Below are 25,136 nucleotides of genomic sequence, written 5' to 3'. Positions count from 1 at the left end.
GCGTGAGTTATTGCCAATAATTGAATATTGCTGTTTCTTATCCAGCGGATTGTGAACAACATGAAGTATTTTCTTTCTGAATATCGAGACAATACAAAGAGGTAATTTGGCTATGTAGCCCTCTGTTTTGAATAAGGAAATCCACATGTTGTATCTTGAGTTTCTATTTTTGCTCGTGATGCTGTATATCGGCTCACGTTATGGTGGTATAGGCCTTGGGGTCGTATCCGGAATTGGCTTGGTGATTGAAGTATTCATCTTTAAGATGCCGCCAACCTCTCCTCCTGTCACCGTCATGTTGATCATTTTAGCGGTGGTAACATGTGCTTCCATTCTTGAAGCCGCTGGCGGTTTGAAATACATGCTGCAAGTTGCCGAGCGTGTGCTTCGTAAGAACCCAAAACGCGTCACCCTTATTGCTCCTTTTGTGACTTACTTTATGACTTTCTTGCTCGGTACAGGTCACGCGGTTTACTCCATTATGCCAATCATTGGCGACGTTGCATTGAAAAACGGCATTCGTCCAGAGCGTCCTATGGCTGCCGCTTCTGTCGCGTCTCAAATCGCAATCACGGCATCACCAATTTCAGCGGCCGTAGTTTACTACTTGGCGCAACTCTCTGATATTCAACACGAGATCACTCTGCTCTCAATTCTGCTCGTTACTGTACCTGCAACCTTATTCGGTACGTTGTTGATGTCACTTTACAGCCTAAAGCGTGGTAAAGAGCTAGACGACGATGAAGAATACCAAGAGCGTTTGAAAGATCCTGTGTGGCGCGAAAAGATCCTCAACACAACTGCGACGTCTCTTGATGAAGTACTACCAACAAGTGCTCGTAACTCTGTATTGCTGTTCATTGCTTCTATCTTGGTTATCGTCGTTATCGCGATGTGGCCAGACATTCGTACCATCGTAGATGGCTCGAAGCCAATCAGCATGGCAGTTGTGATTCAAATGATGATGCTCTGCTTCGGCGGTATCATTTTGCTTGCGACCAAAACTGACCCGCGTGACGTACCAAATGGGGTGGTATTTAAATCTGGTATGGTGGCGGCGATTGCTATCTTCGGTATTGCATGGATGTCAGATACCTACTTCCAGTACGCTATGCCTCAATTTAAATCTGGCATCGTAGAGATGGTAACCAACTATCCTTGGACATTCGCGCTTGCGTTATTCATTGTGTCGGTTGTGGTGAACTCTCAAGCTGCAACGGCTCGCATGATGCTGCCTGTTGGTCTCGGCTTAGGTTTGGAACCTGCGCTGCTTATCGGCTTGATGCCTGCGGTATACGGCTACTTCTTTATTCCAAACTACCCTTCAGATATCGCGACTGTGAACTTCGATACCTCGGGCACAACTAAGATTGGTAAGTGGTACTTCAACCACTCATTCATGTCTGTGGGCTTAATCGGCGTGATTGGTGCGTGTTGCTTGGGTTACTTGCTAGGGCAAATGATCATTCCTTCGTAACTAGCCAAATCAAGGATAAATTAGAGGCGAGTCATTGTACGTTTCGTACAGCCTGAGTGACTCGCCTTTCTTTATTGCACTATTAACTACAGCAAGAAATCGTCATCAATCGCGACAAAATTGTCGGCACAATCAATCAGAGTTTGGGATGTTAGCTTAGGTACACCATAAACGGTCACCGTTTTATTGAAGCGCTGCTGAATTCTCTCTACTAGCAGACTAAAGTCTCCATCTCCCGAAACTAGAATCACTTCCTCAACTTCGGGAGCAATTTCAATTGCATCGAGAGTAATACCCACATCCCAATCGCCTTTCGAGCTGCCATCACGACGCTGGATGTAGGGTTTAAGCATCACCTCAAATCCAACACCACGAAGAATATGGTGGAACTGACGCTGCTTAGGGTCGTTACTCGCAATAGCATAAGCACGAGCACATACCACCTCTTTCCCTTGTGTGGCAACATACCAAAACTGGTTGTAATCAAAGTTGCTTCGATACGCTTCGCGACAGGTGTAATACACATTCTGTACATCAACCAAAATGGCGATTTTTTGTTTGCTTTCCGAACTCATCTATTTCTACGCTCAATTTATTTGCTGCCTACCCTATGCCAGTTTTGGAAAAAGCACAATGAGCCAATTCCACTAAACTTAACGTATAAAAAGTTATTTGGGTTTCTAGGGGAACTGTCATGGGCGGAAAGTTACTAGTGATACTACTTTCTTGTATCTTGTCATCGACAGCATTTGGTTATCCAGCGCACTCCAAATACTGGCCACATAGAAGTGTGCTCTACTTTGCGCCGGAAAATGATGAATACGTCAAACAATTCTTGCTAGAAACACTTATGAATGAGTGTGAGTTGGAAGACAGAGATGTCGTCACACTTGTCATTACAGAACAAGGTTATACCTTTCCTGCTTGGCTTAAAGAAGAGTTCGACTTAAAAATGCTAGCTCGTCTTTATGAGGTCGAAAAAGGTTCTCATACCGCTATTTTGCTTGGTAAAGATGGTCTAGAAAAGCACCGCTGGGGCGCAGAAACAGACTGGCCGTTTATCAACAACCTCATTGATCAAATGCCTATGCGTAAGCAAGAAATGCAGAGGCAACAAAGCCCCTGTAAAATATAGTCACTTCTGAGCAGTATTACTTTGCGAACCAATCCAACTTGTTGTGAAGTTGAGTCACGCTGCCAACCACAATCAATGCTGGGCTCACGGCTTGCTCTGCCATGATCGATAGCTCGTTCAACTTTCCTTGGAACACGCGCTGCTCTGGGCGCGTACCGTTTTCAATAATGGCGCATGACATCTCAGGATCTAACCCATGAGTGATCAGCTTATCCATAATATGGCCGCTTTGCTTCAAACCCATATAGAACACAAGTGTGTTGTTGGATTGCGCTAGTGAATGCCATTCAATCTCACGACCATCTTTTTGTACATGACCTGTGATAAATTGAACGCTTTGTGCATGGTCGCGGTGTGTTAATGGAATACCAGCATAAGCCGTCGCGCCCGCCGCCGCCGTAATACCCGGAACCACTTCGTATTTGATGCCAAATTCGGCTAGCTCTTCTAGCTCTTCACCACCACGGCCAAAGATAAATGAGTCCCCACCTTTTAGGCGCACAACGCGTTTACCCTCTTGCGCTTTCTGCACCAAGATTTGGTTAATTTGATCTTGAGGCACACAGTGAAAGTCCAATTTTTTTCCTACGTAAATCATCTCTGCTGATGCGTGAGCCAATTCAAGAATGTCTTTCGACACTAATCGGTCGTACACCACAACTTCAGCCGCTTGAATGGCTTTTAAGCCTTTTACTGTGAGCAAATCAGGATCACCTGGACCTGCACCAACAAGAGAAACAAAGCCGCTGTTTAAAGATGAGTGAGCAGTAGTCATATCAACGCCTATCGAAAAATTTAGATATAAAGAGTAACACTCGCGTTATGCACTTAGGGCTAAAACCACTCTAAGGAGTTATTACTTTTTATAGCTAAATCAATAAAATATGTCGCGAAAGTGAAAGTTAAAAATTGAAATCTAGTTAGAGAATAGTCCCGCCCATCCAGAAGCGGGACCATATTAAGCGAATTACCCGTTAATGGTTATTTAGCCATTGCAGGTTGCGCTTTTACTTCTTCTTCAGCATTGATAGAAGGCGCAGTTTTAGCGTGAGTTAGGTACAGTGGAATACAAGTCATTACTAGACCACCAACAATGTTACCTAGGATGGTTGGGATAAGGTTGAAGTTCAACCAAGTCGCGATACCAAAATCCGCACCTAGAATCATACCTAGTGGGAATAGGAACATGTTTACTACTGTGTGCTCGAATACTAGAGCGAAGAAGATGAAGATTGGGAACCACATCATTGCTACGCGACCAGATACTGAACGTGCTGTCATGTTGCCGATAACGCCTAGACATACCATTAGGTTACAGAAGATGCCGCGTACGAAACACGTGATCCATCCGTCCATACCCATGTTTTCAAAACCAAGGCTACGCGCGGTAGAAACAGCGACAAATTTCTTCGCTACTGCATTCAGTTCTAGAGAGAAGTTACCTGTTAGAGAGATAGCCACTAGGTAAGCAACGATCAGAGAACCGATAAGGTTACCCAAGCCTACAAGCCCCCAACAACGGAAGATACGACCCCAAGTGATGCCCGGACGGTTAGCAAACTTAGCCAGAGGCGCTAGACCAAAAACACCGGTTACTAGGTCATACCCCATCACACTTAGAATTACGAAACCAACGGGGAAAACAAGTGCTCCTACAAGACCGATACCCGTTTGTACAATCGCGGTAATAGCAACCACCACCGCAAGCGAAAGAATAACGCCAGCCATCGTACCGCGAAGCAGAAGATCTCGCGTGCTTGTATTGGTTTTCGCTTCACCAACATTGATCATGGTTTGCACGAATTCTGCAGGCTTAAAATCAGTAGACATGAATGTGTCCTTATCCAAAATTGAAAGTTAAAAAGTTAAAGATTTAATAGAGAAAGGCTTCCCGTTGACACCTGAACGCTGTCTACAACACCTCGCTTCCCTGTTCCCCTGAGTTGATGCTTGGAAAGCCTTTGTCTATTAAATCTAGGTTTCAGTTCATTCCCTCCCCTAAGAGGAGGGAATGAAAACCAAGCTTACGCAGAGATTTCTACTTCGCCGTTTGTTACGCGGGTTTTGTACGCTTTCACGCTAAAACGCTCGTCTTCCATGCACGCACCTGTTGTCAGGTTAAAGCGCTGCTTCTTAAGTGGGCTTGCCACCCAAAGCTCGCCTTGGTGCTCACAAATCAAACCGCGAGAAAGCACGTTTGATTGGAAGAACGGGTCAGTGTTGCTGATCGCCAGCACTTCTTCTGCTTGTGTTGGGCGGAATACCGCAACTTGCTGACCATCAACCAGTGCACAAACACCCGTGCCCGGTACGATGTCGCTGATTTGGCAAATCTTTTCAAATGACATAATCAACCTTCCCTTATGCTTCAGTGATCGCTACGTGTAGGATATCGCCTTTCGCTTCAGGGTGTTTTTCCGTGAAGGTTGCTGGGCGGTGCTGTTCACGCTCTTGTACAAACACAACGTTGTCATCGCGCTTGTCAGAGTTGATGAAGTGCGCGAAACGAGTCAGTTGTGATTCGTCGTTGATGGTCGCAGTCCACTCACACTCGTACTCGTCTACAAGCTTCGCTACGTCAGCTTCTAGTTGAGCGTTGATGCCAAGCTTGTCGTTAACAATCACTTCGCGTAGGTAGTCAACGCCACCTTCCATGTTTTCCATCCAAACTGATGTGCGTTGTAGTGGCGCAGCAGTACGGATGTAGAACATCATGAAGCGGTCGATGTACTTAATCAGCGTTTCTTTATCTAGGTCACTTGCAAGTAGGTCTGCGTGACGAGGTTTCATACCGCCGTTACCACATACGTACATGTTCCAACCTGCGTCAGTCGCGATGATGCCAAGGTCTTTACCTTGTGCTTCCGCACATTCACGAGTACAGCCAGAAACACCGAACTTCATCTTATGAGGTGTACGAATGCCTTTGTAACGGTTCTCGATGTAAGAACCTAGACCAACAGAGTCTTGAACACCGTAACGACACCAAGTAGAGCCCACACATGTTTTCGCCATACGAAGTGCTTTTGCGTACGCTTGACCTGTTTCGAAGCCAGCATCGATAAGCTTGCGCCAGATCTCTGGAAGATCGTCTTTTTGAGCACCAAACAGACCAATACGTTGAGCGCCGGTTACTTTGGTGTATAGGTTGTATTCCGCAGCAACGTTCGCTAGCGCACCCAGTGCTTGAGGTGTTACTTCACCACCCGCCATACGTGGGATAACAGAGTAAGTTCCGTCTTTTTGGATGTTACCTAGGAAGTTATCGTTCGTGTCGTGCAGCTTAACCAATTGTGGCTTAAGAATGTGCTCACCCCAGCAAGAAGCCAAGATAGAACCAGCCAGTGGTTTACAAACTTCACAGCCGTAACCTTTGCCGTATTTCTCTAGAAGCTCATCAAACGTTTTGATCTCTTCAATGCGGATTAGGTGGAACAGCTCTTGGCGTGAGTATGCAAAGTGCTCACACACGTCGTTCTTCACTTCGATACCCGATTTAGCAAGCTCAGCATTTAGAACAGAGGTCACTAGAGGAATACAACCACCACAGCCTGTACCCGCGCCCGTCACTGCTTTGATGTCGCCCAACGTGTGGTGACCATTAGCGACCGCTTGTGCGACCTTGCCTTTTGTCACGTCGAAACAAGAACAGATCACTGCGCTTTCTGGTAGAGCGTCTGCACCTAGTGCTGGTTTCTCAGCGCCTGCGTGTGCAGGAAGGATCAACGCATCCGGGTGTTCTGGTAGGTCGATTTCGTTCAACATAAGTTGAAGCAGGTCGCCGTAGTCAGACGTATCGCCAACCATAACCGCGCCAAGCAGTTTCTTGTTGTCTTTAGAAACGATAAGACGTTTGTAAACTTCTTGTTCTTCGTTCTGGTAAACGTAACTCTTACAGCCTTCAGTACGACCGTTCGCGTCACCGATTGAACCTACTTTTACACCCAGAAGTTTCAGCTTCGCAGACATATCAGCGCCTTCGAATTTGCTTTCTGTGTTACCTAGTAGGTGATCAACGGCAACTGTCGCCATCTTGTAGCCAGGAGCAACAAGGCCGTAGAACATTTCGTTCCAAGACGCACATTCACCGATAGCGTAGATGTTCTCATCAGAAGTCTGACAGTGGTCGTTAATAGCAACACCGCCACGAGGTGCCACTTCTAGCTCCATTTGGCGTGCTAGTTTGTCTTGTGGACGAATACCTGCAGAGAATACGATGAAGTCTGTTTCTAGTTCTGAACCGTCAGCAAAACGCATAACGTTGCGTGCGTTTGTGCCTTCTGGCGCAATCTCAAGCGTATTTTTGCTGGTGTGAACGTTCACGCCCATACGCTCGATCTTTTGACGAAGCTGGTTACCACCAGCCAGGTCAAGTTGCTCAGCCATTAGTTTTGGCGCGAACTCAACAACGTGCGTTTCTACACCCAGTGCTTTCAGTGCGCCTGCTGCTTCAAGGCCTAGCAGACCACCACCGACAACAACGCCTGATTTGCTCTTCTTCGCACACGCTTCGATCGCTTTAAGATCTTCGATAGTACGGTAAACAAAACAGTCTTTGCTTTCGTGACCTTTGATAGGTGGAACAAATGGGAATGAGCCAGTAGCAAGAATAAGCTTGTCGTATTGAACTTCACGGCCAGTGCTTGAGTAAACAATGCGGTTTTCACGGTTGATGTTAATTGCGCGTTCGCCGATCAGCATGTTAATACCGTGTTTCTCGTAGAAGCCTTCTTTTACTAAAGAAAGTTCATCTGCAGTATGGTGAGAAAAGTAAGAGGAAAGGTGCACACGGTCGTATGCGACACGAGGTTCTTCACAGAAAACCGTAATGTCTATATTAGACATATCAGCTTTCTCGACTAAGTCTTCAATATAACGGTGCCCTACCATACCGTTACCGATGACTACTAGCTTCAACTTGCTCATTATAATTCCTAAGGGTTAGGTTCTTATCACTGAGCTCATTGTTAATTGTGAAAGAAAATTAATACATGATGTAAATCAATTACAATTTCAAACTACCCTAAAGGGGTAGATGAACGTATTTATCTGACTATTGCGAAATAAAAAGTAATTTATTAACGGATATTGGTAGTTTTAATAAACTGAGATAACCGAAGCCATGCTAGCAACGGACTATACCGTTTTGCTTTTATGAAGTTAGGTTGACCATCGAAACCGAGCACACCTACGATAAATCCTGTTTTGCTTCTAAACGACGCACTCACTTGACTTCACCGTTTCAAGGTGATCAGAGAACAATATCTGAAGTGATTGAAAGATTTAGAAAAATCAAGCTTCACAACAAAAATTTTTTACTAGCTAAGTCGCACTATAAAGACTAAAATCAGGTTTAGTTCATATGGAATAGCGTCCATATGATTGATACCGTAATTGACATATAGAGTGCCGTCCCATTTTTGTGAGGCGGCCTTTTATTTGGGAGTCATAAAATGTCAGAAAACAATTCTATCTACATCTCAAGCTTAGATATGAACCGAATCACGGCCTTGTTGGATAAAATGCCAAACATCGCAGCGGAGCTTGTGGAATTAGAAGCAGAGCTCGACCGAGCAACAGTTCTTGAGCCAGAACAAATGCCAGATAACGTGGTCACGATGAACTCGACTGTAGAGTTTAAATTTTCAGGTGAAGATAGAACCATGACAAAGACACTGGTTTACCCTTCTGAACTGAAAAGCAGTGATGATATCTCTATTTTTGCGCCCGTAGGCAGCGCACTGATCGGTTTGTCTGTCGGCCAAAAACTTGAATGGCCAATGCCAAATAATCAAGTGAAGACAATTGAAATTGTCGATATCACATACCAACCTGAGCGTTGTGGTGCACTAAACCGCTAGCCCTCAGTAGTCCCGGTGCAAAGGCCTCCATTTAAGACTTTGCACCAGGAGAGCCCCTCGCTTACCCCCTATTTCCTTCTTTGTTTTCCAAGCATTTACTTTGCTGCTCTTAAGTAACATCACCGATTCTTTATTATTTACCGCATATTCAATATTTATATCTCCAAGCTCAATCATAGAAATTGCAAAGTATTTTTCGTATATTGTCGCTCCGAAAACGACGTAAATTATGCGCAAAATGGAAGAATATCTAACTCGAATTGCCTGCTTAGAAAAAGAAAATGAAGAGCTGAAGCGGAAGAATGCGCGACTACAAGAAAAGTTGAATGCTGCACTCGACAGTAATGGACTGTGTTTGTGGGAGCAGCATATTCCTTCAGGTACTTTGACGATATTCAATATGCAGTGGGGCAAAATGCTAGGTTATCAGCCCCATGAGTTAACCGCGACGGTTGAAACGTGGAAAAACAATCTCCACCCTGAAGATTATGATCTTGCGGTGGGTGCATTTGAAGATCACCTAGCTGGCAAAACCGACCTTTATGAGGTAGTTCATCGCATGATTCATAAAGACGGCAGTGATAGTTGGGTCTACGATCGAGGGCGCATCGTCGAGTATGGTTCTGATGGCGAACCACTGCGCATGATGGGCACTCATATCGATATTACAAAAGAAAAGCGATATGAGCAGCAACTGGCTAAGTTAGCTTCGAGTGATCCATTGACCGGACTGTTAAATAGAAAAGCAATTGAGGAAAACTTTAATCATCAACCTCAAACCAAGCCGTCTCAGCAGTCTGCCTTAGTGTTTGTTGATATAGATAATTTTAAAGCAGTTAACGACCAGCTAGGCCATCATACTGGTGATACTCTCCTCATCAATATCGCCAATAGCTTAACAGAGCTTGCGCCAAGCAAGTCTCAAGTCGGACGCATAGGAGGAGATGAGTTTGTCGTTTTAAGCTCTTATTCAAATCAAGAAGAAATATCTCAACTTTGTGATCGACTCTTAAGTTCCATCATTCCTGCGATAAATCAGGACTTAAATAAAGTAACGATTGGAATGAGCATCGGTGTTTGTCTATTTGATAAAGGAAAACAACAGTTTAATGAAGTTTATCAAAAAGCCGATCATGCAATGTATGAGATAAAGAAAAATGGCAAAAATGGAGTACAATTTTTCAACTTAAAAAGTTGATATCTCTCCATAAATCATCATGTTATGAAATCAGTCATTTGCTACAACTTGAACTAACTCAAGATAAATTCTTTATATCTAAGCCAGTTACCGAAATTACCCCTAGGTACTCATAAATTTGGCACGATACAAATAAATCCCCTCCTCTCCTAGCATCAACCCAATAAGCAACTACACTCATTTAACTGATAGATTAATTACTACTATTATGAAGGGAGTTGTTTTTGATGGATACAAAACAGATTTCTACAGTTATCATAATTTTAGTTCTTTCTGTATTAGTGGTTTCTTATTTAAAGTTAACAACGGTATCAAATGCTATCCACAAACCTACAACAATCGGTATATCTAAGACGCCTCTGTCAGCACCTTTTATCATTGCAGAGCACATAGGTGCGTTTGAAGAAAACGATTTAAACGTTGAGCTTATCATGTGCTTTGGAGGGGTCGAATGTTCAAACCTACTTCTAGAAAACCATGTTAATTACGCCACTTTTTCTGAAAGCGTACTGATGTTTAAAAGCTTTGAATACAAAGATTTAGCATTAATCACTTCTTTTGCATCTTCTACGAATGATATTAAGCTGCTAACTAAAAAGCGGTCTGGCATAGAAAGTATAGATAAATTACCAGGAAAAAAGGTTGGTGTAATAAAAAAGAGCGCTAGCGAATATTACTTAGACTTGTTGCTACAGGTAAATGACATTGATTTAGAAAAAGTAGAAAAAATATCATCAACAACGCAGGTTATTATAAATCATTTAATGCAAGGAAACGTCGATGCAATATCTACTTGGGAGCCATACGGATTTATGGCCAAGAATAGAATAAATGAAGAAGTAAAGAACATAGGAATTATTGGCGTGTATAAACTTTACTTTTTGCTTGTATCAAAAGAAATACACATTGAAAAATCAGATCAAGAAGTAATGAAAATAATAAAGTCACTTCATCACTCAATTAACTGGATGGATAAAAACCCTCATTTAACAATGAAAATACTATCACAAAAACTTAACATAACAGTTGAAGAAATATCTTGGAGTTGGGATGATTATAACTTTCGATTAAATTTAACGAATTCTTTATTATTTACATTACAATCAGAAGCTAATTGGGCATTAAAACAAAACTATGTAGAAGGACAGATTCCAAATTACAGAAAAATATTTAAAGAAAACTATATCAATTCATATTTTGATGGTCTAGATTAAAATGCATCGTTCGTTAAACCACTATTTAGCATCACTATTCAGTCTAAGCGTAATACTATGTATCAGCGTTATAGTATACATAAGCTTCATAAAAATAGAAGATTATAAAGCCAAGAAACAATTAAACCAAATAATGGACATACAAATATCATTAGAGTCATTAAGTAGTTATCTTTGGGCTTACACTCAAAATAGAGGAAAAAACAATTTCACACAATTCATGATTTCTCATAACAAATTAAACGAATTATTATCTCAAAATGAAGATGTTTTATACCTTACTAAAGACCTAAAAAAAATGAATCTCGAACTGTATTTTTTAGTTCAATACGAAAATAATCATTTACTAGACAAAGATCGCCATTATGATTCAGTCGTAAATTATAATAAATCAAATCCTGTCATACAATCCAGAATAAACATTGTATCCCAGGATATGAATAATGAAATAATATATATTTATAAAAAAATACTTAATAATAAGTCTACAAAACTACAAAATTTAAATTATTACACTCAAGCAGGTATTATTTTTATCTCTCTGGTTGTTATGCTATTATGCTTTTATATAAAAATAAAGTTCAAGAGAAGCTTTCAAAGGTTTATAAATGGAATAAAACAATTAAGCAGGTCAAATTTTGACTATAAAATCCCTTCAGAAAATCAATTCACGGAATTTGAAAATCTGTCTTGTTACTTCAATAAAATGGCGGCATTGTTAAACCACACAACAATATCAAAATCAAAACTTAAAGAAGAAGTAGAGAATCAAACTTCAGTTCTAAATCGTCAAAAAGAAAGTTTGGTATTTTTGTCTGAGCACGACTCCTTAACTAATATCTACAATCGTCGAGCAATAGAAAAACATTTGATCCAGCTTACGCGTAATTTCAGAGGCAGTGAGAATAGGTTTAGTTTGTTTTTTATAGATTTAAATTTATTTAAGGATATTAACGATAGCCATGGCCATGAGGTAGGTGATGCAGTGTTAAAATCTGTAGCTAGTAGATTATCAAGTATTATCGACGAATCAGACATGGTAGGCCGCTTTGGTGGAGATGAATTTATTATTATTCATCGTTCACACACAACAGGTACGTCTCTGTCTGCATGTGCACTACGCTATATCCAAGAAATAGAAAAAGTAATTCATTTTAAAGGTAAAGAGTTATGCGTCGGAGCTAGCATTGGTATTGCACTCTATCCTGAGCATGGGTCGAATGTACATGAATTATTAACAGCGGCAGACAAGTCTATGTATCAGTCAAAACGTTCTAAAGCTAGCTCGTTCACTATTGTCGACAACAGCAGTTCGCTGTTAAAGAGGCCTATGTTTTAATCTAAAGTAGCTGTGGAAACGTTCTACATGCGAATATTCAACGACATCGACCACTGTGGCCACTTACAGTAATAAAGCCGCTTTTATCACATAGCAAAAGCTAAACTCGTAAGCTAAACGCTCTCCAGGCATTGAAGAAAAATAATCCATTGTGAATGGTTAATCCTCCCCTTTTAAACGTCAACTTTCACCACCATATGATAGTTAAGATTCATTAACAGGCTATAACTATCCTATGTCTTTTCCTCGTTTATCTGTTCTGGATTTGGCACCCGTGTCCGACGGAACAAACTTCACCGAAACGTTCGAACGCTCCGTTGAATTAGCTCAATCAATCGAGTCCTGGGGCTATCATCGGTTTTGGATGGCTGAACACCATAACATGCCCGACATCGCCAGTGCCGCAACCAGTGTATTACTCAGTCATATTGGAGCGCACACGAACTCGATCCGTTTAGGATCAGGTGGAATCATGTTACCTAACCATGCACCACTAGTTATTGCAGAGCAATTCGGAACGTTAGAGGCATTATACCCTGGTCGTATTGACCTCGGATTAGGACGCGCACCAGGCACCGACTACCAAACAATGCATGCATTAAGGCGGGAACCAGAGCATATAGATCCTGACTTTGAAGAGCTGTTGGAGGAACTTAATTTCTTTCTTGGTCCCGTATCTCGAAATCAACCAGTCGCGGCTTATCCAGGTAACAACACATCTCTGCCGATTTGGCTTCTGGGGTCGAGTACATACAGCGCACGTTTAGCAGCTAAGAGAGGCTTACCTTTCGCATTTGCTGCACACTTTGCTCCAGATGCAATGTCTCGTGCTCTAAACTTTTATCGAGATGAGTTTGTCCCATCCGAGCATTTAGCTCAACCCTATGTGATGATTTGTGCCAACGTTATCGTAGCGGATACTCAGTCACATGCAGATTTTCTCGCGACAACAGAGAAGCAAAAATTCTTAAAAATGATTCGCGGCAATCGCGAAAAACTTCGCGCACCAGTGAAAAGTATGGCACCACTATGGTCAGCACAGGAAAAGCTTCACGTTGAAACTCAATTACGTGAATCTATCCATGGTGATCAAACATATGTAAGACAGAAAATTGAGAAACTTTTGGAACGCACTGGGGCAGATGAAATTATGGTAAACACGATGGTGTTTGAACAATCTGAGAAGTTGAGATCCTACAGGTTACTATCGGAACTCATGGACAAGTAAAAGAATGGAGGCGCCTCCCGGAGTCGAACCGAGGTCCACGGATTTGCAATCCGCTGCATAGCCACTCTGCCAAGGCGCCTTTCTGATTTTGTATCTCTGTCACCAAAGATTTTGATGGTGCCCCGGGCCGGACTTGAACCGGCACAGCGCGAACGCCGAGGGATTTTAAATCCCTTGTGTCTACCAATTCCACCACCAGGGCAACGCAATCATGCGATGGGTTAGACACCATCTATCTCGCGACCTTTGCCGTGAGAACGAGGCGTACTTTAACGGATTAATTTATCTGGTCAACAAAAAATTAGTCTTTTTTATTCAAATGGTTAAAAAGACGACTCTAACGAACAAAGGGCGATCATTTTGCTTATTTGATCATCAATACACTTTGCTTTCGTGCCTTTTAACCTTCTCATTTTATATCAATGAAGAGCCAACAAATCGCGCAAGTTAACAGTATGGGTATAAACTTAATGTGTATTTCAGAGAACAAAATAGCGCTCATCATGTTTCGAAAACCATCATTTCACTTACCCTTACATGCCGACTCCGAACTCGACTTCGTAGTGCCCCACTTCTTCCTTACTGAATTTGATTATGCACGCTCTCTGGAGCAGGGAGTCATCGACGACTTGGATCCTGAATATACACACCAATATCGCGTCACACTGAGGCGCATACGCTCACTATGCTCACTACTTCGCGAACTGATCCCTCCTTTTGAACAGCGTATTTTGAAACCTCATTTAAGAATAATGATGAAGAAAACAAATAAGCTGCGTGATTTGGACGTATTTATCTTGGACAAAAACCAATACATTGAAATGCTCCTAAATCACAAATCGTCTCTTGAGCAACTTTTTTGCTTTATAGAATCTGAACGTGCTTACGAACAAGCAAAAGTTACGCGTTGGCTAGCTACACAAGAATACACAACGCACTGCACTTTGATCAGGAATAGTATGTTGCGAAGTACGCAACACGAACCAGTGGATAGCAACGTACCTGCGTTACTTTTCGCAAGCCAAAAAATCTCCGTTCAATTTAAAAAAGTTGATAAAGCACGACGCAAAATCTCGGACAAAAGTCGTGACAGCGTGATTCATTCGATGCGGATAAAGTGCAAAGCGCTTCGTTATTTGTTAGAAGGATTTTCCACGCTCTATCCTTCCCAACAGCACAAAAACAACGTGAAACAACTAAAACTATTGCAAGACAAGCTCGGTGACTTTAACGACACTTCAAGTCAAATTGAATTTTTCGCACAACTCAAAGAAACAGCAAATCTCAATAAACAAGATCGTAAGGCTTTGAAAAAGCTAATTAACGTGCTTAGCGAACATCATGAACTCTCTCGCCAAACCATCTTGACGCATTTAAGCCAGTTAGAGTCTTTCGTTCGCGATTCCAATACACAAAATCTCTACCGACCCTAAATCAAGGTTCACGTATTCTTAATATTCATTAATTACAGTCAATCGTTGGGCTCCACTAAGAAAGATAACGTGAAACCATTAAAACGATACCAATACGAGCGCTATGCGGTGCTTTGTAATCTCGCCTACCCTCGCGTCTTCAGACAAACTCAATATGGATTCGATCCTAATGGGCAACGAGTCATTAGAAATGAACACGGTAAGATTATGATTCGCGTGCTCTGGAGTAAAAAACAGAGTGAAGTGGTCGTAGTGATTAAAGGCTCACACAGTATCAGTGATTGGTTGTTGAACTTCGCGATGTGGACGAGAAGTTGTCGAAGGTTGGGACTAAACTATCGCATTCACGCGGGTTTCTATCATCTGTTGTTCCAAGAAAGTTTACCGAGCCGGAATGAAGATCGGTTAGGGTTGACCGTGATCGAACGCCTCGAAGGTATCGTTGTACCACTTATTCTCAGGGGAAAAAGAATCACTATTACTGGCCACTCTTCAGGTGGCGCGATTGGCAGTGTTTTTGCTGACTATATTGAGAAAAAATACCCCAAAAGCATTAAACGCGTGGTCACTTTCGGACAGCCCGCTGTCGGAGATTGGACGTTTAAGAAACGCTACCGTTTGGGGCACAAAACATACAGGATTTGTTGCGACATCGACATCGTGACCTTCATGCCGCCCGTACCTTTTTTGTATTGGCATGTAGGCAAAATGCTATGGTTATATAACGGGAGAATATACGAGAACACCCCAACGCTCATACGGCTTGGGCGCTCCTTATTTAGTTGGTTAATGCGACCGTTCTCTTATCACTTTATGAGTAAATACATTCGCGACAAAGACTTTTTTGATGAACGCTGAGTTAAACATCCGAAAGGTATGACGTACAGACACGATAAAGCCGGACTCCGCCGGCTTTACGATTAAGTGGTGATCTACAGAGAGGCAATTTCTTTTTCAAGTTGATATTTGTTATCTGTGACAATTCGCTCTAACACTTCAACGCGTCGCTTCAAGTCACCAATTTGCTTGTTAAGGTCATCTTGTTCTTCTCGGCTCATCATATTACGTTCAGATATCTCCAACGCTCTTACTTCTTTACGATGGTTCAAGATTAACTTTATTATCCCGCCTCCAAATATGGCACCGAACACAATAGCCACAACCAATACATCAGCAATAGATTCCATTCTTTATCTTCCTCTAGATTATGCTCAAATATAAGTTACTCATTTGCTGAATGAATATCAAATAACACATTGATTCATTGAAAAGTTTTATCAAGAATTGCCTACTCTGTATCAAAATCACGGGAATGGATTATTCAACGCCAACCCAAACCGAGACAGATCCGCCGTTTACTGGGAACTCAGCCCAACCATTCGCATCAGTCCAAACTTCTTCAGTTCGGATACCCAACTTGTCTACGTAGCGAGCACTTGGTTTACCCGTATACATCCACTTCGAGCCGCCAGGTCCATCACTCATGATCACGGCCATTGAATGTGGATGCTTTGCATCACCTTCTCGAGTCCAACCAATTACATCCCAGTGGTCGAGATAAGAATGTTGTTTGCCATACGCATAATCTTTACGCAGTGTTACTAGCTCTTCAATGTAAGGCACTTTGACCATATTGATGTCATGTCCTTTATCACTGTACTGCGCGCCGTAGTAATCTGCATAAAACACGGATGGATAACCTTCTTCACGCAATAAGATAAACGCGTAAGCGAGCGGCTTAAACCACCAATCAACCGTCGACTCCAAAGCCTGCAAAGGTTGAGTGTCATGGTTTTCTACTAAGGTTACCGCTTTGACTGAATTGTCCTTCATCAGCGTACCATCCATGATTTGACGCATATCGTAGCTACCACCCGATTTAGAAGCATTGTAGAAGTTCATGTGTAACGGTGCATCGAATAGAGACATGCTGCCAGAAGTTTTGGTGATAAAGTTATGCAGCTGATTCACATCGTAGTTCCAGTACTCTCCGACCGTGAATAGTTCTTTCCCTGTTGTCCAACGTAGGTGATCAATCCATTCTTGCAGGTATTGATATTTGATGTGCTTCACCGCGTCCATTCTAAACCCATCCACACCCGTCATGTTGATATACCACTCGCCCCAGTCTTTCAGCTCTTGCTTCACTTCAGGGTGATCCATGTCTAGATCAGCGTACATAAGGTAATCGTAGTTGCCTTTTTCCGAGCTAACTTCCCAATCCCATGCCTTACCCTCACCTTTGAATTTGAAGATAGCTTTTTCTTCGCCAGCATCGTCCCAGTCCACGCCATCAAAGTGGTACCACGTCCAATGAAAGTTTGAGTACTTGTCGTTGCGCCCAGGGAAATCAAACTCTACCCACGCTTCAATCCATTTATCACCAAGTTCAATATTTCGGTTGTTCCAATCTACTCGCTTGGTATCAACCCAAGACTTTCCATCCGCACCACCGCGATGGTTGAACACCACATCGCCATAAATCTGGATATTGTTTTTATGGGCAGCATTGATGGCGCTTAGGTACTGATCTTTGGTGCCATACTTGGTGCGCACCGAACCTTTTTGATCAAACTCTCCCAAATCGTACATATCATAAACGCCATAACCGACGTCGTTGCTACCACCAGCACCTTTATAGGCGGGTGGTAACCATAACGCAGTAAAGCCGTTATCAGATAGTGCCGACGCGTTGTTTTCAACTTGTGTCCAGAGTGCACCGTCATTTGGCACATACCAATGGAAATACTGCATCATGGTGCCATTTTGTGCCGCCATTACAGGCGAACTGAGCAGCAAAGTTAAGGGTAAAAGTGTAGGTTTAAGGTTGAATGTTTTCATTATTTTTCTCTCACGTTAAGGACTAGAATCCTCCTTTCTGCATATACGCACCAAGCGATACTAACTATGACGCTAGCTAGGTTGCTGCCTGTAATACAAAAAGTTCGGATTACAATCGAAGAGAAACTATCACCAATCACACTATACAATTATTGAGTTGTCTAACATTTATAAAATCAATGATTAGCGCATTAAAAATATTGAATGGTGATCAAAACATGGGAGACTTTAGGAAAGCGCGAAGGGTTACGAAAAGGCGGACTAAAAACGAAAAAAGCCAGTCATTTAAGACTGGCTTTCGAAATAGTGGAGGCGCCTCCCGGAGTCGAACCGAGGTCCACGGATTTGCAATCCGCTGCATAGCCACTCTGCCAAGGCGCCTTTCTGATTTTGTATCTCTGTCACCAAAGATTTTGATGGTGCCCCGGGCCGGACTTGAACCGGCACAGCGCGAACGCCGAGGGATTTTAAATCCCTTGTGTCTACCAATTCCACCACCAGGGCAACGCAATCATGCGATGGGTTAGACACCATCTGTCTCAGCGGCCTTTGCCGTGAGAACGAGGCGTACTTTAACGGATTAATTTATCTGGTCAACAATAAATTTTATCTTTTTGATTTAAGTGCTTAAAAAGCGATCTGACTAGTACGTTTGGCATTCAATTAGACCAATAAGCACCCGTTCCCTTTCATTAGCTATGAAGTCATACGCATACTAGTGTCCGTAACTGCTTCGAGGTAAACACGCGACTATCACGTTATGAACGCTGATCTTTTCATCGTTGTAACATCTGTAACAATTTGATTCCCTACTCTTGGCACGACTGCGTACAGAACATCATATTTTGTTACCGATAACTTTATATCGAATGTGGTCGTACCTTTATAAAATCATTGACTTTTTTTATTTTCAAACAAAGCTCAATTCATTATCGAAAATATCAATAAATAATGGTACGTTACACGAGTTGCAGTAATTTAATGGACATATATCACATATAAGGATGTGGTTTACTTTGGCGACACAACATAAGAAAAACAAGGTATATCACTAATGTCTATCAAGAATCTTTCTATAGCGAAAAAGATATCGCTATCGTTTTTACTCATTGCCATCGTCAACATTGCATTTGGCGTATTTTTATCTACAGAGCTCAAAAGCATCAAATCTGAGCTTTTAAACTATACCGACGATACGCTTCCTGCAATGGAAAGGGTCGATTCGATTCGAGATCACTTGTCTCGCTGGCGCCGAGCTCAATTTGCTGCGTACACTTATGAAGACGCAGACCAAGTCAAAACTAAAATTTCTAACAATATTAGAGAACGCGAAAAGATCACTAGAGAGCTCAACGCTTACGGTGAAACTATCTGGCCTGGCGAAGAGCAGCAAACTTACCAGCGTCTTATGCGTCAATGGAAAAAGTACTTGGTTACTATGGACCAGTACAATGAAGCGATGCTAGCTAACGACAAAAGCAAGGCCCACCCTATTTTGGCGAACTCCTTGTCTGCTTTCGAAGCGGTTGACTCAGAGTTAGGCGAACTAATCCGTCTCCTTAAAGAAGCTATGGACAGCAACAAAACTCATATCCTGTCCTCTGTAAATGGATTGAGTAATTCTTCAATTGCAAGTAACGTGATTATTCTACTGATCATGGTAGGCATGACATACGTGCTGACTCGCCTAATTTGTGGCCCACTTAAACTTGTTGTTGAGCAAGCAAATGCCATCGCGACAGGTGATCTATCAAGTGACATTGACCGTAAAGCAATCGGCAATGACGAGCTTGGTGAACTGGCAGACGCGACCACTAAGATGCAAGACGACTTACGCCAAGTTATCGATAATGTGATTGCTGCAGTTACTCAGTTAAGCAGCGCTGTCGAAGAGATGAACCAAATCTCCGATATTTCTGCGTCTGGTATGAAAGATCAACAGCTGCAAATTACGCACATCGCAACAGCAATGACAGAAATGAAAGCGGCCGTAGCCGATGTTGCTCGTAACACTGAAGACTCAGCGAACCAAGCTAACGAAGCAAACCGCCGCACACAACACGGTGTTCGTGAAACCCAAGGTATGGTTGACGCGATTCAAGAAGTTTCAAACGTAATTGGCGCTGCAGGCGATACCGTAGCAGAGCTTGAACAGCAATCGAATAAAATTAACGTGATCGTGGATGTTATCCGCGACATCGCCGATCAAACCAACCTACTTGCACTTAATGCAGCCATTGAAGCGGCGCGTGCTGGTGAGTCTGGTCGTGGCTTTGCCGTCGTTGCAGACGAAGTTCGAACTCTTGCCGGCCGTACGCAAGATTCAACGAGTGAAATCACTTCGATCATTGAGCAGCTACAATCACTTGCAAAAGACGCAAAATCAGCCACTGAACTTTCTAGAACCAGTATTTCAGAATGTGCAGAACAAGGCATTCAATCAAAACAGCTGATGAGCGACATTGAGCATTCGATTTCGGACATCTCAGACATGGGTACCCAAATCGCCACGGCTTGTAACCAGCAAGACTCTGTTGCAGAAGAGCTTAACCGCAGCATTGAAAACATACATTTGGCATCTCAAGAGGTCTCGCAAGGTTCGGAGCAAACCGCACAGGCGTGCCGCGAACTAAGCCAGCTATCCATTTCTCTTAAAGATGTAATGAGCCGCTTTAAACTGAGTTAAACTCAGTGGATACCTTAGTAGATATCAAATCAATCCCGATTTGCTTAAATTGAATGTCATCACTGAGGTATATTTAGGTATATATTAAATCACTATCTTAATAAACGCTCCAAAGCACCACTTGGAGCGTTTTACTTCGTCAGGTACTTTCCCCAAGTACTCAATAACATAACCAATACAAAAAACGCGTACGGAGACTTTATGCGCTTAAATAAAACCTTACTATCACTGACTATCGCTGCTGCAATCGCGGTTCCTGTAATGCAAGCCACTGCCGCTCCTCTTCAAATTAGCAATACAGCAGCAAAAGCAGAGCAAGTTCAAGGTGCTAACGCTTGGCTAGAAATAAACTTAGGTCAGTTCCGCGATAATATTGAGCAGTTTAAATCGCACATGGATGGCAAAACGAAAATCTGCGCCGTGATGAAAGCCGACGCATACGGTAATGGTATCGCAGGCCTGATGCCGACTATTATCGAACAACAAATTCCTTGCGTTGCCGTTGCAAGTAACGCCGAAGCACAAACTGTTCGCGACAGTGGCTTTAAAGGCCAACTCATGCGTGTACGCTCAGCGGATATTGGCGAGATTGAAGCCGCAATCGACCTAAATGTCGAAGAGTTGATAGGCACAGCAGAGCAAGCTAAAGCACTGTCTAAACTAGCCGAGAAAGCTGGTAAAGAAATCAAAGTTCACCTTGCTCTGAACGACGGTGGTATGGGACGTAATGGTGTTGATATGACGACAGAAGCGGGCAAGAAAGAAGCGCTAGAAATCGCTCAACAAGCTGGCGTTAGTATTGTTGGTATCATGACTCATTTCCCTAACTACAATGCAGACGACGTGCGCCAAAAGTTAGCTTCATTCAAAGACAGTTCTGCATGGCTGATTAAAGAAGCGAATCTAAAACGCGACAACATTTTACTGCACGTAGCAAACTCTTACACCGCGCTTAATGTTCCTGAGGCCCAGCTTGATATGGTTCGTCCTGGTGGCGTTTTATACGGAGACTTACCAACTAACCCTGAGTACCCTTCTATCGTGTCTTTCAAAACACGCGTGGCATCCGTTCACCACCTTCCAAAAAATAGCACAGTCGGTTACGACAGCAGCTACACAACAAGCAAAGAAAGCTTAATGGCGAACATTCCTGTTGGTTACTCTGATGGTTATCCACGAAAAATGGGGAATACAGCAGAAGTTCTGATCAATGGCCAACGTGCAAAAGTTGCGGGCGTTGCTTCAATGAACACTACAATGGTAGATGTTACAGGTATCAAAGATGTTGAGCCTGGTTCTGAAGTTGTTTTGTTTGGCTCCCAACAAGGCAAAACGATTTCAGCTGCTGAGATGGAAAAACACGCAGAAGTCATCTTCCCTGAACTATACACGGTTTGGGGAAGCGCGAACCCTCGTGTCTACGTAAAATAAACCTATTCAGTTATTCGTAACAGAGCGAAAAAGCGAGCCTCGTGCTCGCTTTCTTTCTTATTTACTAATCTGTACTAGCTCGTGATGTTATCAATTGAACAGAGCTTACTATTTCTGTTGTTTTATTCTCCTTTAGCACTACCAAGCGCGACTCTCTACACTCTGTTTCTTAAAGCCGCTTGGATGGCTCAATTTTATATAGCACTTAGTGTTTGAAAGCCCCTCTAATTGATGTTAAACATGAAGTTTACAAAAGAATAACAAACACACTCGTATGGCACTGCCCCTTTGCCTGCTAGCTAGGTATCTCTATGACAGAAAATACTCAACATCTTCAACGCTCCTCCACTGAGTTGCACGAATTTAATCGGCTTGACGTCTGGAACGGATTCACCCAACTTTTACCCCTCTCTATGTTCGTGGTCATATTTGGCCTCGCTTTCGGTGTTGCTGCCGTACAGACTGGACTAGATGTATTTCCCACTATGTTGATGAGCACACTGGTCTTCGCCGGTGCTTCACAATTTGCCACGTTAGAAATGTGGGGAGCAGAAGTCCCTCTCATTCCAGTACTTATTACTGTATTTGCGATTAATGCTCGTCACCTCTTGATGGGAGCCACACTTTATCCATGGTTACGACAACTCCCACCAACAAAACGTTACGGTGTAATGCTGGTAGCATCAGACGCTAACTGGGCAATGGCACTCAATGCATTCGGTAGAAAAGAACCAGGCTTTGGCTTACTTGTTGGTGGCGGCTTAGCGATGTGGTCTTTTTGGATTGTGGGCACCTGGATCGGCATTTATTTTGGTAGCGCAATCAAAGATCCGGTGGGCCTCGGGCTCGATATGGTTATGGGGTGCTTCCTGCTGTCTATGGTGGTAGCCGGGCCGAAAGACTTAAGAATCTTTGCGATTTGGGCCATAGCAGCAGCCTCTTCTATGTTGGCGTATTGGTATTTGCCAGAGAATAGCCACGTAGTGGTTGGCGCCATTACTGGCGGAGTATTGGGTGCTTGTTGGAAGGAGAAGAAAGCATGAACATCGAAACAACCTTAGGTGGCACACTGCTTATCATTATCGCTATGGCGTTAGTCACGCTCATAACCCGCTGGGGCGGTGTGTATGTTATGTCATTCATTCCAATTAGCGAACGGGTTCAACGTTTCATTACTGCGATGTCAGGTTCCGTACTGGTTGCGCTTTTAGCTCCGCTAGCAGTAGAGGGTGATAATGGTGCTAGAGCAGCACTGTTTTCTACTGCCGTTGTCATGTTCATCGTGAAAAAGCCTCTACCCGCAATCGCAGCAGGCATCATCGCTGCCGCTGCAGTACGTGCTCTTTAGTCGTTGTTTCAAAGCCGATACCAATCATCAATAAAAGACCCAAAACACAAAGCCCTGATGTCACAAGTGTCATCAGGGCTTATCTTATGCTCATCATTTTAACGATGAACAACGATTATTAATCATGGTGATGCAGCACATTATGCACAGCAGTTACAATTGCGCTTATATTTGTCCATTTTGCCAATACCAGGGTTAAAGGTATTGGTTGGGTCTAATTCGTGGTAAAACTTCTGCAACGAGTTTTCGGCTTCATACAAGTGACCCACGTTATGTTCTGCTGGGTATTTGGCACCACGGCTATTGAGGTGCTCTAGCATCAGCTTTTTCATCAACTTCGTGTCAGTCCCTTTTTTGAAAATGTAATCTTGATGGAAGACGTAACACATAAAGTGACCATAATAGAGCGCTTGAACAAGGTTCTTACTCACCTCTTCAGGCAAAGTTTCTAGCCACTCTTCATCATTACGTCGCAAAGCGATATCAAGTGCAACGATGTCTTCTACGTCTTTTCGATGAATCGTCTCGTAACGAATTGCTGCACCTGCTGCTGCAAAGCGATGTAAATAAGCTTTTTTACCTTCTTCCGGCGTACACTCGAAGAAATCACAGTCGTCTTCAACAGCCCAAACTTCCTTGAGGTATTTTTGTGCTTCAGCAATACCACCATCACTCATTTTCAATACCAGGTGATGCTCATACTTGTCACGGAAATCCAGCATTCGCTCTGGTAAATGTTGTGGGAACAACTTGCTCGCGTAGTACAAAATGGTGTCTGGCAGATATTTACTGACAAACGGGATGCGCTCTAAGAAGTTTTCTACCTTAGCTTTAAGTGCGAACATTTTTGGCAGCTTATCTGTGCCTAACAAGTCGATGGATAAGAACACATCCTTGCCGTACTTCTCTGCCATGTTGAAGATATCTCGATGCAAGTATTCTCCCATCTCAGGCAAGTTATCAAACGTAGATAAGAAGTCTTTTCGCAACTTCGTTAGTTTCGCAGGGTCATTGGTGCCAAGGTAAAAAACCTGCTCTTTTTCTGGGACTGGGTAGCTGTCAACCCGAACGGCAAAAATCCCCAACTTACCAGCGCAGCCACTGGCTTCAAATAATCGGCGTTCATCGGCATTAAAGCGAGAAGGAATGTCAGAAGTCACGTCTCGAACACGTTCATCGTATTCTTTGTCTGACGCCATTCGCTCATCATGAATGATCTTCGCTGGGTCAAAGTTCCCTTCTTGCAGGTTTGTTAGAATTTCTTCTGGCGTTTCACCTAATCCTTCAATACCAAGGTGGTTCACCAAATGTAACTGGCCTTGCTTATCCACCTGCGCATAGATCGCCAGTTCCGTATAAGCAGGACCACGCTTAACTAGCGCACCGCCTGAGTTATTAGCGATACCACCGACCACAGTGGCACCTAGGGATGAAGAGCCGATGATAGAATGCGGTGCTCGGTTCACTGCCTTCAACTCTTTCTCCAGAGAGTGTAAGCTCGCACCAGGCAAGCAAACCGCCTGCTTACCGCCATCTAATAAGTGAATCTTCTTGATTTTGGTAATATTGATCACAACCACATCGCGATCATAATCATTACCACTCGGAGCCGAGCCCTCTGTTAAACCTGTTTTAGCCGCCTGCATGATAATGATGCAGTTTGCTTCAACACACTGTTTAATAATCTTCCATTGTTCTAGAAGAGTGTTAGGAAACACGATAGCAAGCGCATTACCACTACCCGAACGAAACCCCGAGCGGTAATATTTCGTTTTAACCTCGTCGGTTAGAACATTTTCTTCCCCAACGATGGCTTTAAATTCTTCAATCAGCTGCTTTTGTTTCATATCCGTATCTCTAGTTATTGTACTTCGCTCACAACACCGCTTAGCGGCAGGCATGGCGTTTGAGCCACTATAAGCAGTCCATTTCTCTGCGTCTATGT

At 43.0% G+C, this 25,136-nt stretch carries 21 protein-coding genes and 4 tRNA genes; 13 read left to right on the top strand and 12 right to left on the bottom strand.

Annotation, left to right across the window (positions count from 1 at the left end):
- The first annotated feature begins 145 nt into the window (after positions 1-145).
- Positions 146-1,477 carry an anaerobic C4-dicarboxylate transporter gene (locus R7Z10_RS07135; protein ID WP_005376060.1) on the top strand — a complete coding sequence of 444 codons (1,332 nt, stop codon included), beginning with the start codon at positions 146-148 and terminating at the stop codon, positions 1,475-1,477.
- A gap of 86 nt (positions 1,478-1,563) precedes the next feature.
- Here R7Z10_RS07135 and R7Z10_RS07130 read toward each other — a convergent pair whose 3' ends face one another.
- Positions 1,564-2,052, bottom strand: coding sequence for an NYN domain-containing protein (locus tag R7Z10_RS07130; RefSeq protein ID WP_017634650.1), 489 nt, complete (start codon positions 2,050-2,052; stop codon positions 1,564-1,566).
- A 119-nt stretch (positions 2,053-2,171) separates the two neighbouring features.
- On the opposite strand from R7Z10_RS07130, the gene R7Z10_RS07125 reads away from it, so the two are divergent.
- Entirely contained in the window at positions 2,172-2,612 is a 441-nt protein-coding gene (locus R7Z10_RS07125) for a DUF4174 domain-containing protein (RefSeq protein ID WP_005376058.1), read from the top strand.
- Positions 2,613-2,628: 16 nt separating this feature from the next.
- Here R7Z10_RS07125 and cobA read toward each other — a convergent pair whose 3' ends face one another.
- The 4 genes from cobA to nirB all read right to left on the bottom strand — a co-directional run bounded on the left by cobA (position 2,629) and on the right by nirB (position 7,538).
- Positions 2,629-3,387 carry a uroporphyrinogen-III C-methyltransferase gene (cobA, locus tag R7Z10_RS07120; protein ID WP_017634651.1) on the bottom strand — a complete coding sequence of 253 codons (759 nt, stop codon included), beginning with the start codon at positions 3,385-3,387 and terminating at the stop codon, positions 2,629-2,631.
- 206 nt (positions 3,388-3,593) lie between these two features.
- Positions 3,594-4,442 (bottom strand): formate/nitrite transporter family protein, encoded by an 849-nt coding sequence (locus tag R7Z10_RS07115; RefSeq protein ID WP_005387971.1) that lies wholly within the window; start codon positions 4,440-4,442, stop codon positions 3,594-3,596.
- A 194-nt stretch (positions 4,443-4,636) separates the two neighbouring features.
- The gene (nirD, locus tag R7Z10_RS07110; protein ID WP_005387969.1) at positions 4,637-4,960 is read right to left on the bottom strand and encodes a nitrite reductase small subunit NirD; all 324 of its coding nucleotides are present in this window, start codon (positions 4,958-4,960) and stop codon (positions 4,637-4,639) included.
- A 13-nt stretch (positions 4,961-4,973) separates the two neighbouring features.
- Entirely contained in the window at positions 4,974-7,538 is a 2,565-nt protein-coding gene (gene nirB / locus R7Z10_RS07105; protein WP_318104462.1) for a nitrite reductase large subunit NirB, read from the bottom strand.
- Positions 7,539-8,065: 527 nt separating this feature from the next.
- On the opposite strand from nirB, the gene rnk reads away from it, so the two are divergent.
- The 5 genes from rnk to R7Z10_RS07080 all read left to right on the top strand — a co-directional run bounded on the left by rnk (position 8,066) and on the right by R7Z10_RS07080 (position 13,452).
- Complete coding sequence (gene rnk, locus R7Z10_RS07100) at positions 8,066-8,473, top strand: nucleoside diphosphate kinase regulator (RefSeq protein ID WP_005376048.1); 408 nt, start codon at positions 8,066-8,068, stop codon at positions 8,471-8,473.
- A 238-nt stretch (positions 8,474-8,711) separates the two neighbouring features.
- Entirely contained in the window at positions 8,712-9,671 is a 960-nt protein-coding gene (locus R7Z10_RS07095) for a GGDEF domain-containing protein (RefSeq protein WP_047101156.1), read from the top strand.
- Positions 9,672-9,898: 227 nt separating this feature from the next.
- Positions 9,899-10,885, top strand: coding sequence for an ABC transporter substrate-binding protein (locus R7Z10_RS07090; RefSeq protein WP_318104459.1), 987 nt, complete (start codon positions 9,899-9,901; stop codon positions 10,883-10,885).
- A 133-nt stretch (positions 10,886-11,018) separates the two neighbouring features.
- Positions 11,019-12,224 carry a diguanylate cyclase gene (locus tag R7Z10_RS07085; protein ID WP_318104457.1) on the top strand — a complete coding sequence of 402 codons (1,206 nt, stop codon included), beginning with the start codon at positions 11,019-11,021 and terminating at the stop codon, positions 12,222-12,224.
- 235 nt (positions 12,225-12,459) lie between these two features.
- Positions 12,460-13,452 carry an LLM class flavin-dependent oxidoreductase gene (locus tag R7Z10_RS07080; RefSeq protein WP_047101045.1) on the top strand — a complete coding sequence of 331 codons (993 nt, stop codon included), beginning with the start codon at positions 12,460-12,462 and terminating at the stop codon, positions 13,450-13,452.
- A 5-nt stretch (positions 13,453-13,457) separates the two neighbouring features.
- On the opposite strand, the gene R7Z10_RS07075 is transcribed toward R7Z10_RS07080, so the two are convergent.
- A tRNA-Cys gene (locus tag R7Z10_RS07075) sits at positions 13,458-13,531 on the bottom strand.
- 36 nt (positions 13,532-13,567) lie between these two features.
- Positions 13,568-13,654, bottom strand: a tRNA-Leu gene (locus tag R7Z10_RS07070).
- A 301-nt stretch (positions 13,655-13,955) separates the two neighbouring features.
- On the opposite strand from R7Z10_RS07070, the gene R7Z10_RS07065 reads away from it, so the two are divergent.
- A complete protein-coding gene (locus R7Z10_RS07065; protein WP_047101155.1) occupies positions 13,956-14,885 on the top strand; it encodes a CHAD domain-containing protein in 930 nt (309 codons plus the stop codon).
- Positions 14,886-14,954: 69 nt separating this feature from the next.
- Positions 14,955-15,743: a lipase gene (locus tag R7Z10_RS07060; protein ID WP_005375991.1), complete on the top strand. Its 789-nt coding sequence runs from the start codon at positions 14,955-14,957 to the stop codon at positions 15,741-15,743.
- A gap of 74 nt (positions 15,744-15,817) precedes the next feature.
- On the opposite strand, the gene R7Z10_RS07055 is transcribed toward R7Z10_RS07060, so the two are convergent.
- The 4 genes from R7Z10_RS07055 to R7Z10_RS07040 all read right to left on the bottom strand — a co-directional run bounded on the left by R7Z10_RS07055 (position 15,818) and on the right by R7Z10_RS07040 (position 18,230).
- Positions 15,818-16,072, bottom strand: a complete 255-nt coding sequence (locus R7Z10_RS07055; protein WP_047101042.1) for a hypothetical protein — start codon at positions 16,070-16,072, stop codon at positions 15,818-15,820.
- Between the two features lie 130 nt (positions 16,073-16,202).
- Positions 16,203-17,726 (bottom strand): alpha-amylase, encoded by a 1,524-nt coding sequence (gene amyS / locus R7Z10_RS07050; protein ID WP_047101041.1) that lies wholly within the window; start codon positions 17,724-17,726, stop codon positions 16,203-16,205.
- A gap of 307 nt (positions 17,727-18,033) precedes the next feature.
- Positions 18,034-18,107 (bottom strand) — tRNA-Cys (locus R7Z10_RS07045).
- 36 nt (positions 18,108-18,143) lie between these two features.
- Positions 18,144-18,230, bottom strand: a tRNA-Leu gene (locus tag R7Z10_RS07040).
- A 550-nt stretch (positions 18,231-18,780) separates the two neighbouring features.
- Here R7Z10_RS07040 and R7Z10_RS07035 point away from each other — a divergent pair.
- From R7Z10_RS07035 to R7Z10_RS07020, 4 genes are all read left to right on the top strand, one after another.
- Positions 18,781-20,412 carry a methyl-accepting chemotaxis protein gene (locus tag R7Z10_RS07035; protein WP_005375988.1) on the top strand — a complete coding sequence of 544 codons (1,632 nt, stop codon included), beginning with the start codon at positions 18,781-18,783 and terminating at the stop codon, positions 20,410-20,412.
- A gap of 201 nt (positions 20,413-20,613) precedes the next feature.
- Complete coding sequence (gene alr / locus R7Z10_RS07030; RefSeq protein WP_047101038.1) at positions 20,614-21,843, top strand: alanine racemase; 1,230 nt, start codon at positions 20,614-20,616, stop codon at positions 21,841-21,843.
- A 311-nt stretch (positions 21,844-22,154) separates the two neighbouring features.
- Positions 22,155-22,886 (top strand): AzlC family ABC transporter permease, encoded by a 732-nt coding sequence (locus R7Z10_RS07025; protein ID WP_017820197.1) that lies wholly within the window; start codon positions 22,155-22,157, stop codon positions 22,884-22,886.
- On the top strand, positions 22,883-23,191 hold the full coding sequence (locus R7Z10_RS07020) for an AzlD family protein (RefSeq protein WP_017820198.1): 309 nt from the start codon (positions 22,883-22,885) through the stop codon (positions 23,189-23,191). Before R7Z10_RS07025 ends, R7Z10_RS07020 begins: the two co-directional genes overlap by 4 nt.
- Positions 23,192-23,331: 140 nt before the next feature.
- Here R7Z10_RS07020 and dld read toward each other — a convergent pair whose 3' ends face one another.
- Positions 23,332-25,038: a D-lactate dehydrogenase gene (gene dld, locus R7Z10_RS07015; protein WP_047101035.1), complete on the bottom strand. Its 1,707-nt coding sequence runs from the start codon at positions 25,036-25,038 to the stop codon at positions 23,332-23,334.
- Between the last annotated feature and the right edge of the window lie 98 nt (positions 25,039-25,136).

It is taken from the genome of Vibrio sp. Vb1018, from assembly GCF_033338775.1.
In the GTDB taxonomy this organism is placed as follows: domain Bacteria; phylum Pseudomonadota; class Gammaproteobacteria; order Enterobacterales; family Vibrionaceae; genus Vibrio; species Vibrio alginolyticus.
This window is presented reverse-complemented; position numbering and strand designations above follow the sequence as displayed.

What these genes read in the sequence shown, in the direction of transcription:
- R7Z10_RS07065 (WP_047101155.1), top strand. Translation starts at nt 13,956, where the DNA reads ATGTTTCGAAAACCATCATTTCACTTACCCTTACATGCCGACTCCGAA.
- cobA (WP_017634651.1), bottom strand. Translation starts at nt 3,387, where the DNA reads ATGACTACTGCTCACTCATCTTTAAACAGCGGCTTTGTTTCTCTTGTT.
- rnk (WP_005376048.1), top strand. Translation starts at nt 8,066, where the DNA reads ATGTCAGAAAACAATTCTATCTACATCTCAAGCTTAGATATGAACCGA.
- R7Z10_RS07085 (WP_318104457.1), top strand. Translation starts at nt 11,019, where the DNA reads ATGGACATACAAATATCATTAGAGTCATTAAGTAGTTATCTTTGGGCT.
- R7Z10_RS07125 (WP_005376058.1), top strand. Translation starts at nt 2,172, where the DNA reads ATGGGCGGAAAGTTACTAGTGATACTACTTTCTTGTATCTTGTCATCG.
- alr (WP_047101038.1), top strand. Translation starts at nt 20,614, where the DNA reads ATGCGCTTAAATAAAACCTTACTATCACTGACTATCGCTGCTGCAATC.
- R7Z10_RS07025 (WP_017820197.1), top strand. Translation starts at nt 22,155, where the DNA reads ATGACAGAAAATACTCAACATCTTCAACGCTCCTCCACTGAGTTGCAC.
- R7Z10_RS07020 (WP_017820198.1), top strand. Translation starts at nt 22,883, where the DNA reads ATGAACATCGAAACAACCTTAGGTGGCACACTGCTTATCATTATCGCT.
- R7Z10_RS07090 (WP_318104459.1), top strand. Translation starts at nt 9,899, where the DNA reads ATGGATACAAAACAGATTTCTACAGTTATCATAATTTTAGTTCTTTCT.
- R7Z10_RS07055 (WP_047101042.1), bottom strand. Translation starts at nt 16,072, where the DNA reads ATGGAATCTATTGCTGATGTATTGGTTGTGGCTATTGTGTTCGGTGCC.
- R7Z10_RS07135 (WP_005376060.1), top strand. Translation starts at nt 146, where the DNA reads ATGTTGTATCTTGAGTTTCTATTTTTGCTCGTGATGCTGTATATCGGC.
- R7Z10_RS07130 (WP_017634650.1), bottom strand. Translation starts at nt 2,052, where the DNA reads ATGAGTTCGGAAAGCAAACAAAAAATCGCCATTTTGGTTGATGTACAG.
- R7Z10_RS07115 (WP_005387971.1), bottom strand. Translation starts at nt 4,442, where the DNA reads ATGTCTACTGATTTTAAGCCTGCAGAATTCGTGCAAACCATGATCAAT.
- nirD (WP_005387969.1), bottom strand. Translation starts at nt 4,960, where the DNA reads ATGTCATTTGAAAAGATTTGCCAAATCAGCGACATCGTACCGGGCACG.
- R7Z10_RS07035 (WP_005375988.1), top strand. Translation starts at nt 18,781, where the DNA reads ATGTCTATCAAGAATCTTTCTATAGCGAAAAAGATATCGCTATCGTTT.
- nirB (WP_318104462.1), bottom strand. Translation starts at nt 7,538, where the DNA reads ATGAGCAAGTTGAAGCTAGTAGTCATCGGTAACGGTATGGTAGGGCAC.
- R7Z10_RS07095 (WP_047101156.1), top strand. Translation starts at nt 8,712, where the DNA reads ATGGAAGAATATCTAACTCGAATTGCCTGCTTAGAAAAAGAAAATGAA.
- R7Z10_RS07080 (WP_047101045.1), top strand. Translation starts at nt 12,460, where the DNA reads ATGTCTTTTCCTCGTTTATCTGTTCTGGATTTGGCACCCGTGTCCGAC.
- amyS (WP_047101041.1), bottom strand. Translation starts at nt 17,726, where the DNA reads ATGAAAACATTCAACCTTAAACCTACACTTTTACCCTTAACTTTGCTG.
- dld (WP_047101035.1), bottom strand. Translation starts at nt 25,038, where the DNA reads ATGAAACAAAAGCAGCTGATTGAAGAATTTAAAGCCATCGTTGGGGAA.